Here is a 12991-nt window from a genome sequence, read left to right on the forward strand (position 1 = left end):
CCATGACCGGTAAGAAGGATCTCGAACGTCTCCGCCGACGCAAACGCCGCAAACAACGGATCTTGAGTGCAACCGTACACCTGTTCGTCTGGTTCGGCGTCGCCGTACTCTACTACATCGGCTTCTCGATCTTCTTCGACACGCCGTTCGAATATCAGCTCAAACACTCGACCGACCGCCTCCGCTCGGAATACCACGCCCTCGAACAGCGCTACGACTCGCTGTCGATGGTCCTCGACAACCTCGCGGACCGCGATCGAAACGTCTTCCGCATCCTCTTCGAATCGGAGCCCTACGACTTCGAGGACGAGGTCGAACAGCGGCAGGCCGCCACCTACGAGAAGATCGTCGGACGCTCGACCCGCCAGCTCAAGCGCGAACTGAGGGAAGGAGTTCTCGCCATGGAGCAGCAGATGGTCCGGCTGAACGACTCCTACCTCGAACTCCAGGCCCGGATCGACACCGTCGGCAAGGGCTGCAACAACATCCCCTCGATCCAGCCCGTGATCAACAAACAGCTTACCCTGCTGACTGCCTCCTACGGCATGCGCATCCACCCCTTCTTCAAGACCCTGCAGTCGCATCAGGGCGTCGACTACACCATTCCCGAGGGTTCGCGCGTCTTCGCTACGGCCGACGGCGTGGTCCGCGACGCCTCGTCGCGAAATTCAACCCAGGGCCAGACCGTCGTCATCGACCACGGAAACGGATACGAAACCTCCTACAGCCACCTCTCGAAAATCAACGTCCGCAAGGGCCAGAGCGTCCGCCGCGGCGACATCATCGCCCTCTCGGGCGACACGGGCCTCTCGCTGGCACCCCACCTCCACTACGAGGTGCGCAAGGACGGCATGCGCGTCGACCCGATCCACTACTTCTTCATGGAGCTCACCCCGAGCGAATACCAGCGGCTGATGCGCATCGCACAGTCGGGCATGCAATCCTTCGACTGATGGCACCCGCAGGCAACGATACCCGAATCCGGCTGCTGCTGCTCGATTTCGACGGCACGCTGGCCGACACCCGTCGGGCCAATACGCTGGCCTATGTCGCCGCGCTGGGTGAGGCCGGCTATCCCCTGACCGGGGAGGAGTATGCGGCCCGCTACTTCGGCATGCGCTGCGAGGAGTTTCTCACGCAGTACGGCATCACCGACCCCGCCGAGCGCGAACGGATCCGTCGGCGCAAGATTGCCCTCTACCCGTCGTTCTTCGACTCGGTGCGGTTGAACCGCCCGCTGTGGGAGTTCTGCCGCCAGTTCCGCAGCCAGGGCGGCCGCGTATGGGTGGTCTCGACCGGAAGCCGCGCCAACATCGAAAACGTGATGCATCATCTTGGAATCGGAGGCCCCGACACCCCGGAGGACGAAGCTCCGCTCGGATGCGTCGACGGCATTCTCTCGGGGCAGGACATCGCCCGGGCCAAACCCCACCCCGACTGCTTTCTGGAGGTGATGCACCGCGAAGGGTGTTCGCCGCGCGAGACGCTCATCTTCGAAGATTCGCCGATCGGCATCGAGGCCGCCCGTCGAAGCGGTGCCGGCTACTTCGTCGTCAAGCTCTGACGGCAGAACAAACGCGGCAGAAGAGGGGACAAGGACCGGCGACGGCTGACAGAACAAGCCCCGCGAAAGGCCGGCAACGGCCAATCGGGAAGAGATGCAGCCGCCCGCAATACGTGCGGAAGCCCGCAATTCACACGAACCCGAGACCCGCACAAAACACTCCCAATTCACACAAAAAGCCCCAGGGAGTTTTCTCCCCGGGGCTTTTTATGCCTGTCGCCATTCGATCAGAAGCGCGGATCGTCGTACCGTCGGGGCGGCGTGGGCGGCTTCTGCTTCTTGGGTTTCTTCGGTTTTTGGGGTTTGCCGGGCTTTCCGGGCTTCTGCGGTCCGGGACGCTGCGGCCCGGGATGGTGCGGCCCGGGATGGTGGGGACCATAGCCCGGCGGAGGCGGCACCTCGTGGGGTGGACGGCGCGGCGGCCGAGGCCCGACGGGCCGGACGGGCCGGACGGCACATGAGGTGAACAGCAGTGAGAAGAGCAGGGTCGCAATCAGACCCACACTCCAGAATCGTCGCAGTTTCATGGTCGGAGGTGTTTAGGATTCTCTTACAAAGTTACACTTTTTTCCGGGACTGCAAAACTCTTTCCAGAACGGATCGTCCTCCCCGGTTGAGCCGAAAGACAAAACGAACCGGAAATACCGACCCCATACCCTACCGTTTGCAGATGATGTTGAAGTCGCAGTAGCGGCACGTATCCGCATCGGCACACTGCCGGAACGGTGTTGCCGGATCGTACATCTCGGCCAGCGTCGCGCGCACCAGCTCCTCGAAGCGTTCGGCATAGAGCGTATAGCGGCCGCCGCGGACGCCCGTCTCATGATCAACCAGCGTCGGGAGATACGTCTCCCGGTTCATCGCCCGCACGTAGTACAAGGTCGGCTCGGCATCGAGGCCCTGCGTGCGGTAGAGCATCATGGCGTAGAGCAGCGTCTGCAGGATGTTCGACAGGCGCTGCTTCCCCTCGCCGTGGAAGAGGCTGTCGAGCCCCGCGAACTCCAGATGCGGTGCCCCGGTCTTGTAGTCGACCACGCGCAGCGATCCGTCATCCAGCCGGTCGATGCGGTCGGCAATGCCCGCGAACTTCATCCGCAGCGTGCGCTCCCCGGCCCGGAAATCGAATCCGTACGAAACCGGCTGCTCGAGCCCCTGCACCGTGAAGCCGTCGTGCGCCGCGTCGTAGGGCATCACCCCGCCCCGCAGGTAGCGCGTCACGATATCCTTGACCAACAGCAGGTTGCCCGTATAATCGGCAGTCGTGGCCTTCGGGTCGTTCAGGTAGTTCTCGTTGATCGACTCCTCGACGGCCCGGGCCACCTTCTTCGTGCGGAGCAGTGCGCGGAGCGTTGCGCCGGGGTGCGACTCGCCGACGATCCGCGTGTAGAGTTTCTGCAGCGCCGCGTGAAGGATCGTACCGAACATCGGCGCGTCGACCTCCTCCGAAATCTCGTCGTCGGTCTCCAGCCGCGCCACCGAGTGGAAGTAGAAGCGCAGCGGACACGCCACGTAGCGGTAAAAGGCCGTCGGCGAAAGGGTTGCCTTCGACGCCGGATCGGTGAAGCGCTCCAGACGCTGCATCACCGCGGCATCCTTCGCCACCTCGATCGGTTCGCTCTGCGCCAGGTTGACGTCGACGCCCACCTCGATACGCCGCAGCGGAATGCCGCTCTCGTAGTCGAGCTGGTAGATGTAGCGGCTCGGTTCGCCCGTCGACTTGTCGTCGGCATGCGAGCAGTAGACCATCCACACACGCCGCGCCCGCTGCAGCAGACGGTAGAAATAGTAGGCGTAGACCCCTTCGTGGTGTTCGGGGGTCGGCAGCCCGTAGGCCGAGCGCAGATTGTAGGGGATGAACGACGCCTGGGCCATGTGGTTGCCCGGGAAGTTGTCGTCGTTCATCGAGAGCAGAATGACGTTCTCGAAGTCGAGGTTGCGCGTCTCGAGGATACCCATCACCTGAAGCCCCTCGAGCGGCTCCCCCTCGTAAGGGATGCGCATCGTCTGCAGGTGACGCCGCAGCAGCGAGGCATAGATCTCCGTCGAAAGTTCGATGTCGCACGCCTCGAGCGAGTTGCGAAGCTTGGTGAGCTCCCCGGCAATGACGGCCAGAAACTCCACCCGCTGGCGGGCGTCGTTCCCCTCGTAGGGGATGCGGGCCACGGCCTCGACCACCCGCAGCAGCCACTCCGAAAGCGACTGCCACCCCTCGGCCGCCGCAAAGATCGTCGTCAGCAGTTCGTTGCGCGCCAGCCACGAGCCGTCGATCGAGATGCGCCGCTCGCGGACGATCTCCTCCTGCATCTGCCGCGTCAGGTCGGGATCGCTCTCCGAGACGTAGGGATGGGCCAGAATTCCCTCCGCATCGGCGTGGTAGAACGACCACCCGTCGCCCTTGCGGCGGCGGTGGTTCTGCAGTTCGATGAGGCGCTCGACGAAGGTGTAGGCCAGCGTCGTGCGCAGCGGGTAGCCCATCGTGACGTTCACACGGCCGATCTCGGGCGGCAGGGCATAGAGCAGCGGCAGCAGCAGGTTCTCGTCCGTCAGTACCACGGCCGTGCGTTTGTCGAGCGCCCGCCCGCCGGAGAGTCCGCTCAGGATGCCCGCCGCAGCCTTGCACTGCACGGCGTTCGACACCGCAGCCACCGAGGTGAGCTCCTTCGGCGAGGTCATGTTGTCGTGCGAAACCGCCCCGCGCGGCGGAAACTGCACGACGTTCTCGCGGACGAACATCCCCGCCTCCTGCTCGGGCGAATCCTTGTAGTAGGAGTCATAGTCCCAGTAGAAGTCCGTCTCGGCAGCCGTCGACAGGAAGCGGAAGAGCGTCTTCTCGCATTCGGACAGGGCGTTGAAGCCCGCCACGACGTAGCGCCGCGGCTCCGGGAAGGAGAACGCCCCGGCCCGGATCCGCTCGGCCGCCGCACGCTGGATCATTCCTCCGTAGGCGATGCCCAGCTCCGCAAGGCGGTCGCGCAGCCGGTGATAAACCGTCCCCAGCGTCTTCCAGATGGCCAGAAAGCGCCGCTTCTCGGCCGAAAGATCGGCCTCGGGCCCCAGCGTCGACCAGAACTGCAGGATCTGCAGCTGCCGCGGCGTAAGGTACGAAATGTCGGCCTCGAGCTCCTTGATATCGGTGATGTTGCGGAAGAGCTGGTCGGCATCCACGGCGTATTTGTCGATCGTGTCGAAGTCGTTGAGCAGCATCTCGCCCCAGAAGTAGAACTTGTCGAAGGGCTCGGCGTGGTACTCCGAGTAGATCTTGTAGAGCTCGGTGATCAGACGCACGCGGTCACCCGTATGGAGTCCCGAAATCTCGGTCATCAGGTCGTCGATGGTCACCCACTCGGGCTGCCACATCGGCCGCTCGACAATCTGCGACAGGGCGTCGATGAAGAAGAGCCGCGCACGCCGCGACGGAAAGAGGATCGCCCGCTCCGAGAGCAACTCCCCGTAGCGGGCGTAGAGATCCGCCGCAACCTCCTGCAGAAACGTTTTCATGGATGGGTCGATTCGCAATGGGATTATTGCGCAGCGAGGGCTACTCGCCGATGCGGGTGATGTCGCCGCCCATGAACTTCTCACCCCCGCGGATGACGGTCGGATTGCCCCGGTAGGCGATCTTGCCGCCCGTCGAGGTACTCCCCTCGAAGCGGTCGGTCACCCACAGCGAGGCCGACCCCGAACCGATGACGTTCGCTTCGGCCGACATCACCTCGAGCTGCCCGGCTTCGAGCGTCCCCGACGACAGATAGAGCGATACGTAACGCGCCTCGCCGCTCAGCGAAGTGTGGCTTTTGCCCGTGAGTTCGAGCTTGAGATCCTTGACGTCGAGACTGGCCTCCACGCGGGCCAGCCCTCCGACCGTCAGGTCGAGCGTCGTGGCCACAAGCGTGCTGTCGAACGTCGCCCGTGCATCCGCAATGGCGATCCGCTCCAGCGAGTTGTAATACACCGAAACCTCCGTACGCTCCGCACGCCGCGCATCGGGACGCTCGGCGATGGTCAGCACCCGGTCGCGGACCTCAAACCGGAAACGCGTCGTATAGGCCCCCTTCGTGTCGTAGATGATCTTCGGAGCCTGGTCGTCCGGAACCCGGATGAAGCGCACGTCGATCGGTGCCGCAACCTCCACGGCCGTAAACGACGTGAGCCACTCGCGTTGCGGCCCGTCGGTGGTAGTCGTCTGCGCCTGCATCACACCCAAGAGACACAAGGTCAGCAGCGTCAAAAACATTTTTTTCATGACTCGGTCTGTTTTGTTCCGCTAATTTACGAATTTCTTGCGAATTTCGGGTTTTGTTTCGTATTTTTACCTATCCAAAACGAAATTCCGAACAGTGAGAGCGAAGATCCTGAACGCCAGCGCCGGGTCCGGAAAGACCTATCAGCTGGCCTACAAATATGTCCACGACGTCATCGAAGAGCCCGAACTCTATCGTCACATCCTCGCCGTGACCTTCACCAACAAGGCCACCGAGGAGATGAAATCCCGCATCCTGAAAGAGATTCACCATCTGGCCGCAGGAGAGGAAAGCAACTACCTGCGGAATCTCTGCGACGAACTCTCGCTCGACGAACGCACCGTGCGCAAACGCGCCGCCTCGGCCCAGGCGAAGATCCTCCACGACTACTCGCGATTCACCGTGCTGACCATCGACACCTTCTTTCAGCGCATCCTGCGCGCCTTCATCAAGGAGCTGGGCATCGACCTGAACTACAACGTCGAGATCGAAACCTCGTCCATCCTCTCGAAAAGCGCCGACGCCCTGATCGAGCAAATCACCGTCGATGGCGATCTGCAGCGCTGGCTCACCTCCTTCGTGCAGGAGCGCATCGACGAGGGGCTCAAATGGGACGTCCGCGACGGCATCCTGGCCCTGGCCGGCGAGATCTTCAAGGAGAAAAACAAGTCGGCACTCAACCGCGCCCCCTCGCGCGAGGAGCTCGAACGCATCGTCGGCCGCATCACGGCCCGGTCCGAAGCCTCGAAAAAGGAGATCCGCGAAACGGCCGCCCGCGCCGTCGGAATCATCTCACGGGCCGGACTCTCCGTCGACGACTTCCCCTACAAGAAGGCCGGATTCGCCCGCTGGTTCTTCACCGCGGCCGACGGCGCCGTCGACGGCTGCGGTTCGCGTGCCCGCGAGGCCGCCGACGACCTGTCAAAATGGGGGAAAAGCGACTCCCCGTCACGCAACCTCGCCCCGCAGCTGCAACCGCTGCTCGCCCGCATGCGCGACCTGTACGACGCCAACCGCCGGATCTGGAACACCTGCAGCCTGCTGCGTGAGAACTTCCGCAGCTTCGCCCTGCTGGCCGACCTCTATGCCCGCGTCCAGAAGATCTGCGAGGAGCAGAACCTCATGCTCCTCTCCGAAACCAAATACCTCCTCTCGGAATTCATCGACCACAACGACGCCCCGTTCATCTACGAAAAGGTCGGGAATCGCTATGACCGCTTCATGATCGACGAATTTCAGGATACGTCGGTCAAGGAGTGGGAAAACTTCCTCCCGCTGCTGCAAAACGCCATGGCGCAGTCCGAAAAGTGCTCGGTGCTGATCGTCGGCGACATCAAGCAGTCGATCTACCGCTGGCGCGGCGGCGACTGGCGCATCCTCCACGACCGAGCCCGGCAGGCCCTCGGTCCGAACAACACCGAGGTCGTGGTGCTGAAGGAGAACTGGCGCAGTCTGCCCGACATCGTGAAATTCAACAACGGCGTCATCGACGAGATCGTCCGCAACGACAACCTCGCGCTTAACACCGGCCTGCAGACCGCCGCCGAGGCCGGCGCCATCTCCCGCGACGAGGCCGACGCACTGCGCGACACCCTCGCCAACGCCTACCGCCAACAGGCCCAGACGCCACGCCGCAAGTGCTGCCATCCGGGATATGTCAGCGTGGAGACCTACGACGGGAAACCGCCCGTCGTCGAACGCATCTGCCAGCTGCTCGACCGCGGATTCCGCCCCTGCGACATCATGATTCTCGTCCGAGGTGCCACCGACGGAGGTCGCGTCGCCGCCGAACTGCTCGAATTCAAACAGCAGAATCAGGATCCCCGCTACCGCTTCGACGTGATGACCCAGGAGGCGCTCGTGATCGGAAACGCCCCGATCAGTTCGTTCATCGCCGCAACGCTGCGGCTGGCGCTGAATCCCGACGAGTCGCTCTCGCGGGCCCTCTTCAACCACTACCTCGGGCGGCCGTTCGACGCTCCGCTGAGCGACCCGGAGCGCGAATTCTTCCGCTCGATCCGGCTGCTCTCGCCCGAAGAGGCCTTCGAACGCATCGTCATGAAGTTCAACCTCCGGCACGAACACCGCCAGACGGCCTATCTGCAGGCCATTCACGAACAGATCATCGCCTTCTGCTCGTCGAAGATCGCCGATATCGCCCTTTTTCTGCGCTGGTGGGACGAGACGGGCTCCGGACGCTCGCTGAGTGTCGACGAGAGCCTCTCGACCATCGAGATCACCACCATCCACAAGGCCAAGGGGCTCGAAAAACCCGCTGTCGTGATCCCCTACTGCTCGTGGGCGCTCGACCCCAAATCGAGCGGCACGATTCAGAACATCGTCTGGGCCGAGGCCCGTCAGGGCGAAGCCGAAAAGATCGGACAGTTCCCCGTCCGCTACCGCAAGAGTATGGCCGACTCGGCGTTCTCGTCCGAATTCTACCGCGAACAGGTCTACTCGCACGTCGACAACATCAATCTGCTCTACGTGGCCCTCACCCGGGCCGCCGAATCGCTCCACGTCTTCATCCCACGGCAGAGTGTCAATACGGTCGGCAATCTGCTGCTCAAGAGCCTGCACGTCGAGGAGGGAAAGGCCCGGGTCGGCGATCTGGAGGGGCTCTACACAACGGACGAGACCGGCGAACACTACCTCTTCGGGGAGTTTGCAGCCCCCGAACCCCGCAAAAAGGACGATGCCGAAGTCGAACACCTCGTCCTTGAGGAGTATCCCACGGCACAGGCCGATCTGCGGCTCCGTCTCCCCTCGCAGCGCTATTTCGAGGAGGAGTCTGCGGCCGACATCTCGCCGCGCGACTTCGGTATTCTAATGCACAAGGCCTTCGAGATGGCCGACGACGAGGAGGGGATCTACCGCGCCGTCGAGCAGATGCAGAGCGATGCCGCGCTCTCGCCCGGGGAGGCCGACCGCCTGCGGCAGCGCATTGCACGGGCGCTGAAGCTCCCCGAGGTGCACGAATGGTTCGGCGGTCAGTGGACGCGCGTGCGCAACGAGCAGGAGATCATCGTCCCGGGCAGCGCCTCGACCCGTCGGCCCGACCGCGTCATGATCGCCCGCGACGGCCGCATCGTCGTCGTCGACTACAAGTTCGGCGAACTCGACGCCGAACGCTACCGGCGTCAGATCCGCGAATATCTGCGGCTGCTCAACAACATGGGATATGTCAGCGCGGAGGGATTCCTGTGGTACGTCCGTCTCGGCAAGATCGAAAAGGTGGAGGCATAACCCCGGGGCCGGGGGGGGGCCGGAAGAGTGCACAAAAAAAGCAGACCGGAGGTGACTCCGGTCTGCCTCTTATCAATGATCCGCGGAATTATTCGCCCAGCGCAAAACGCTTGTAAGCGATAACCGTGGCATCCTTGTCGGCCTTCTTGATGTAGTCGGCGATCGTCTCCTTCTCGCCAACAACCAGCTGGTTGAGCAGCGTGTTCTCCTCGAAGAACTTGCGCATCTTACCCTCGGCGATCTTCTCCAGAATGGCCTCCGGCTTGTTGGCGTTCTTCGGATCCTGCTTCATGGCCTCCACGGCGATCTTACGCTCGTGCTCGACAACCTCGGCCGGGCAGTCGGCCTCCGAAATCGATACCGGAGCCATGGCCGTAGCCTGCATGGCTACGACGTGTGCAACCTCGGCCGGAACCTCCTTGTTGAAGCCCAGCAACGTACCCAGCTTCTTGTTGAAGTGTACGTAGGCGGCGCAGTAGGGAGCCTCGATGCGAGCGTAGTAAGCCAGTTCGATCTTCTCGCCCGTCTGACCCGACTTCTCGGTCACCATCTCCTCGACGGTGTGACCCTCGGCGTTCTTGGCAGCCAGCAGGGCGTCGCGATCTGCAGCATCCGCAGCAACGGCTACCTCGAGCATGGCCTCGGCCGATGCCGTATACTCGGCATTCTGGGCTACGAAGTCCGTCTCGCATGCCAGGCAGAGCATGTATGCCTTCTGGCCCACGATCTTCGTTACGACAACACCTTCCGATGCCGTGCGGTCGGCACGCTTCGCAACGACGAGCTTGCCCTTCTCGCGGATAATGTCCTGAGCCCGCGCATAGTCACCTTCGGCCTCGATCAGGGCTTTCTTGCAGTCCATCATGCCGGCGCCGGTCATCTTGCGCAGCTTCATTACATCAGCAGCTTTGATTTCCATAGTCTTTATTGCTTTTTTTCTGTTTCTACTTGCAATGATTACTCTGCCTTCTCGGCGGCAGCCTCCTCAGCGGCGGGTGCAGCCTCCGTCCTGGGCTCCTCGTAGGGAGTCTCAACGGTTGCCACCACGTCGGCTACGGCAGCCTCCTCGGCGTCAATCGAAGCCTTCACGGCCTTCTTGATGCGGGGTTTGCCCTCTTTCTTGGCGCCCTCGGCCTCAGCCTCCTGGGCCTCCTTCTCCTTCTCGAGCTTGCGCTCCTCGGTGCCCTCGGCAATGGCGGCGCACATGGCGTCTACGATCACCGCGATGGACTTCGTTGCATCGTCGTTTGCAGGGATAACGTAATCAATGTCGGTCGGATCACAACAAGTATCTACGATTGCAAACACGGGGATGCTCAGTCGCTTGGCCTCCTTCACGGCGTTGGCCTCCTTCTGTACGTCAACGACGAACAGAGCGGCCGGCAGACGCGTCAGGTCGGCAATCGAACCGAGGTTCTTCTCCAGCTTCGCACGCTGACGGGCGATCTGGAGCTTCTCGCGCTTCGAGAAGTTATCGAACGTGCCGTCGTTGGTCATCTTGTCGATGGTGGCCATTTTCTTGACGGCTTTGCGTATGGTGGGGAAGTTCGTAAGCATACCGCCGGCCCAACGCTCCGTGACGTAGGGCATTCCAACGGCTGCCACCTTTTCGGCAACAATCTCCTTGGCCTGTTTTTTCGTGGCAACGAACAGCACGCGGCGACCGCTCTTGGCGATCTGCTTCAGCGCTGCGGCTGCCTCATCGACTTTCAGCACCGTCTTGTGCAGGTCGATGATGTGGATGCCGTTCTTCTCCATGAAGATGTAAGGAGCCATTTTGGGGTTCCATTTGCGCTTCAGGTGACCGAAGTGCGCGCCGGCTTCCAGTAATGTATTAAAATCTGTACGTGACATTTTAATTCGTTTCGTTTGTTGATTCTAATTCTCTTTTCTTCAACTCCGGGTAGCGGGATTCCCGATCCCGGGAGTTTTCCGCGGTGCGGCAACCGAAAGGTAATACATATATAATACAGGCAGTCCCTCCGATTTGAAAACCGACACCGTGCGTTGCCGAAATTCCGGTCGTGCGATTAACGCTTGCTGAACTGGAACTTGCGACGTGCTCCGGGCTGTCCGGGCTTCTTACGCTCAACCTCACGCGGGTCACGCGTCAGGAAGCCGGCCTTCTTCAGCACCGGACGCATCTCGGCATCGATCTCGCACAGTGCACGTGCGATACCCAGACGAGCGGCCTCGGCCTGTCCCTTGATGCCACCACCATCGAGGTTGATCGTGATGTCATAGCTCTCGGCAGTGTTGGTAGCCAGCAGCGGCTGCTTTACCTGGAACTGGAGAATCTCGAGCGGGAAATAGACGGCGAGTTCCTTGTGGTTGATTGTAATCTGACCCTTACCCGGCTTCACGAATACGCGAGCCACAGCGGCCTTACGACGACCTACGGTGTTTACAACTTCCATAACTCTTACTTAATCTCGTTTAATTTTACACTCTTCGGGTTCTGGGCGGCGTGCGGGTGCTCCGGGCCGACATAAACCTTCAGGTTCGTGAGCAGTTTCTCACCCAGGCGGTTCTTGGGAAGCATTCCCTTGACGGCCTTCTCGATGAGGAACGTCGGTTTTTTGGCCAGATAGTCGGCAGGCGTAGCGTAGCGCTGGCCGCCGGGATATCCGGTGTGGCGTGTGTAGACCTTGTCGGTCATCTTCTTGCCCGTCAGCTTCACCTTCTCCGCGTTGATGATGATGACGTAGTCACCACAATCCACGTGGGGCGTGTAGCAGGGCTTGTTCTTGCCTCGGAGGATCTTCGCGACCTGCGATGCAAGACGTCCCAGTACCTCGTTCGTAGCGTCGATCACCACCCACTCCTTGGTGACGGTCGAGGCGTTGGCCGAGATAGTCTTGTAACTTAAAGAATCCATTACGTTTAATTTAACTTATTGTAATCCGTTTCCCGCACTCTGCGGGTGCGCAAAGGTACAAAAAAGTTTTGGATCTGCAAAACAGGTTGAAAATCATTTCGCAAATATTTTTCATTCCGGGGATTTTCCGACCCGGGGAGCACCGCCCCCATCCGGGAAAAGAGGGCGGAAAAGCGGCAAAAGCATCGGAATGTCCCGGAAACGGAACCAGCGAGAGAGTACCGCCAAACAGGTCGGCGACACACGGCAATACGGACCGGACAGCAGCACGGCCAGAATTGGCGATGGCCTTGGAGACGGTCGTACCGGCCATAAAGAGAGCCTGAAAAGACTGACGCAGGCAAGAAATCACGAAACGCCTCCGGAAGAAACCCAGACGCATGAGAAGGCCCGGGCAGATGAAGATGGGATTGTCCGACCAGGCGGAAGTTCCCAAAAGCCCGACGTCAGAACGAACGGAAAAACTCCTCCATGGATATCCCGAAATAACGACAGATCGCATCGAGCGTGCTGACAGAGATATTCACCTTTGCCGTCTCGATCCGGGCTACATGAATCTGCGTATCCATGTACATAATCTCCTGGGAGACACCCTTCTCTTCCCGCAATTGCTTTATTTTCAAAGCAATCTTCAAAAGAAGCTCCTGATTACGCACCTGTTTCATTCTGCAAAGAGACAAAAAAACACTATTTTTATCGCTGACATATTTGTCATTTTCGTTTTTTCGTTCTACATTTGCATCGGGAAACGACAAAGCCCCTTTTGACAGATTTTCATCAACCTTAAAAAACAAACATCATGAGTCAAAATCAAACGAATGTCGTCATCACGCGCAGCCCCAAAAGCCAGGGAATCGGGATCATCCTCACGCTCCTCTTCGGATCGCTCGGGCTCTTCTATGCCTCGATCATCGGCGCCATCATCATGATCGTCGTCGAGATCGCCGTCGCCATCTTCACCCTCGGACTCGGGCTGATCGTCACGCACCTGATCTGCGCCGTATGGAGCCTGATCGCCGTGAGCAGCTACAACAAAAAACTGCTCGCCGGAAAAAACTGATC

11 protein-coding genes are annotated in these 12991 nt (G+C 60.8%); 4 read left to right on the forward strand and 7 right to left on the reverse strand.

Annotation, left to right across the window (positions count from 1 at the left end):
• Positions 1 to 2 precede the first annotated feature (2 nt).
• A complete protein-coding gene (locus B5E60_RS06560; RefSeq protein WP_087310532.1) occupies positions 3 to 953 on the forward strand; it encodes a M23 family metallopeptidase in 951 nt (316 codons plus the stop codon).
• Positions 953 to 1564, forward strand: a complete 612-nt coding sequence (locus tag B5E60_RS06565; RefSeq protein ID WP_087310534.1) for an HAD family hydrolase — start codon at positions 953 to 955, stop codon at positions 1562 to 1564. The genes B5E60_RS06560 and B5E60_RS06565 overlap by 1 nt, the downstream gene beginning before the upstream one ends.
• 657 nt (positions 1565 to 2221) lie before the next feature.
• Here the strand turns inward: B5E60_RS06565 and B5E60_RS06570 are convergent.
• Together B5E60_RS06570 and B5E60_RS06575 are read right to left on the reverse strand one after the other, a co-directional pair.
• Positions 2222 to 5062: a PD-(D/E)XK nuclease family protein gene (locus tag B5E60_RS06570; RefSeq protein ID WP_087310536.1), complete on the reverse strand. Its 2841-nt coding sequence runs from the start codon at positions 5060 to 5062 to the stop codon at positions 2222 to 2224.
• A gap of 40 nt (positions 5063 to 5102) precedes the next feature.
• The gene (locus B5E60_RS06575; protein ID WP_087310538.1) at positions 5103 to 5807 is read right to left on the reverse strand and encodes a GIN domain-containing protein; all 705 of its coding nucleotides are present in this window, start codon (positions 5805 to 5807) and stop codon (positions 5103 to 5105) included.
• A gap of 94 nt (positions 5808 to 5901) precedes the next feature.
• Between B5E60_RS06575 and B5E60_RS06580 the strand changes: the two genes are divergently transcribed.
• Positions 5902 to 9051 (forward strand): UvrD-helicase domain-containing protein, encoded by a 3150-nt coding sequence (locus tag B5E60_RS06580; protein ID WP_087310540.1) that lies wholly within the window; start codon positions 5902 to 5904, stop codon positions 9049 to 9051.
• An 88-nt stretch (positions 9052 to 9139) separates the two neighbouring features.
• Here the strand turns inward: B5E60_RS06580 and tsf are convergent, their stop codons facing one another.
• The 5 genes from tsf to B5E60_RS14375 form a co-directional block, all read right to left on the reverse strand.
• Positions 9140 to 9970, reverse strand: coding sequence for a translation elongation factor Ts (gene tsf / locus B5E60_RS06585; protein ID WP_087310542.1), 831 nt, complete (start codon positions 9968 to 9970; stop codon positions 9140 to 9142).
• Positions 9971 to 10008: 38 nt separating this feature from the next.
• Positions 10009 to 10905 carry a 30S ribosomal protein S2 gene (rpsB, locus tag B5E60_RS06590; RefSeq protein WP_087310544.1) on the reverse strand — a complete coding sequence of 299 codons (897 nt, stop codon included), beginning with the start codon at positions 10903 to 10905 and terminating at the stop codon, positions 10009 to 10011.
• 176 nt (positions 10906 to 11081) lie between these two features.
• Positions 11082 to 11468 carry a 30S ribosomal protein S9 gene (gene rpsI / locus B5E60_RS06595; RefSeq protein ID WP_087261539.1) on the reverse strand — a complete coding sequence of 129 codons (387 nt, stop codon included), beginning with the start codon at positions 11466 to 11468 and terminating at the stop codon, positions 11082 to 11084.
• A gap of 5 nt (positions 11469 to 11473) precedes the next feature.
• Entirely contained in the window at positions 11474 to 11929 is a 456-nt protein-coding gene (gene rplM, locus B5E60_RS06600; protein ID WP_087310546.1) for a 50S ribosomal protein L13, read from the reverse strand.
• A gap of 446 nt (positions 11930 to 12375) precedes the next feature.
• Positions 12376 to 12594 carry a helix-turn-helix domain-containing protein gene (locus B5E60_RS14375; protein WP_087310548.1) on the reverse strand — a complete coding sequence of 73 codons (219 nt, stop codon included), beginning with the start codon at positions 12592 to 12594 and terminating at the stop codon, positions 12376 to 12378.
• A 134-nt stretch (positions 12595 to 12728) separates the two neighbouring features.
• On the opposite strand from B5E60_RS14375, the gene B5E60_RS06610 reads away from it, so the two are divergent.
• On the forward strand, positions 12729 to 12989 hold the full coding sequence (locus B5E60_RS06610; protein ID WP_087310550.1) for a hypothetical protein: 261 nt from the start codon (positions 12729 to 12731) through the stop codon (positions 12987 to 12989).
• The last annotated feature ends 2 nt before the right edge of the window (positions 12990 to 12991 follow it).

Source organism: Alistipes sp. An116 (assembly GCF_002161005.1).
In the GTDB taxonomy this organism is placed as follows: Bacteria; Bacteroidota; Bacteroidia; order Bacteroidales; family Rikenellaceae; genus Alistipes; species Alistipes megaguti.

Coding starts and splice junctions, on each gene's coding strand:
- B5E60_RS06560 (WP_087310532.1), top strand. CDS start 3: ATGACCGGTAAGAAGGATCTCGAACGTCTCCGCCGACGCAAACGCCGC.
- B5E60_RS06565 (WP_087310534.1), top strand. CDS start 953: ATGGCACCCGCAGGCAACGATACCCGAATCCGGCTGCTGCTGCTCGAT.
- B5E60_RS06570 (WP_087310536.1), bottom strand. CDS start 5,062: ATGAAAACGTTTCTGCAGGAGGTTGCGGCGGATCTCTACGCCCGCTAC.
- B5E60_RS06575 (WP_087310538.1), bottom strand. CDS start 5,807: ATGAAAAAAATGTTTTTGACGCTGCTGACCTTGTGTCTCTTGGGTGTG.
- tsf (WP_087310542.1), bottom strand. CDS start 9,970: ATGGAAATCAAAGCTGCTGATGTAATGAAGCTGCGCAAGATGACCGGC.
- rpsB (WP_087310544.1), bottom strand. CDS start 10,905: ATGTCACGTACAGATTTTAATACATTACTGGAAGCCGGCGCGCACTTC.
- rpsI (WP_087261539.1), bottom strand. CDS start 11,468: ATGGAAGTTGTAAACACCGTAGGTCGTCGTAAGGCCGCTGTGGCTCGC.
- rplM (WP_087310546.1), bottom strand. CDS start 11,929: ATGGATTCTTTAAGTTACAAGACTATCTCGGCCAACGCCTCGACCGTC.
- B5E60_RS14375 (WP_087310548.1), bottom strand. CDS start 12,594: ATGAAACAGGTGCGTAATCAGGAGCTTCTTTTGAAGATTGCTTTGAAA.
- B5E60_RS06610 (WP_087310550.1), top strand. CDS start 12,729: ATGAGTCAAAATCAAACGAATGTCGTCATCACGCGCAGCCCCAAAAGC.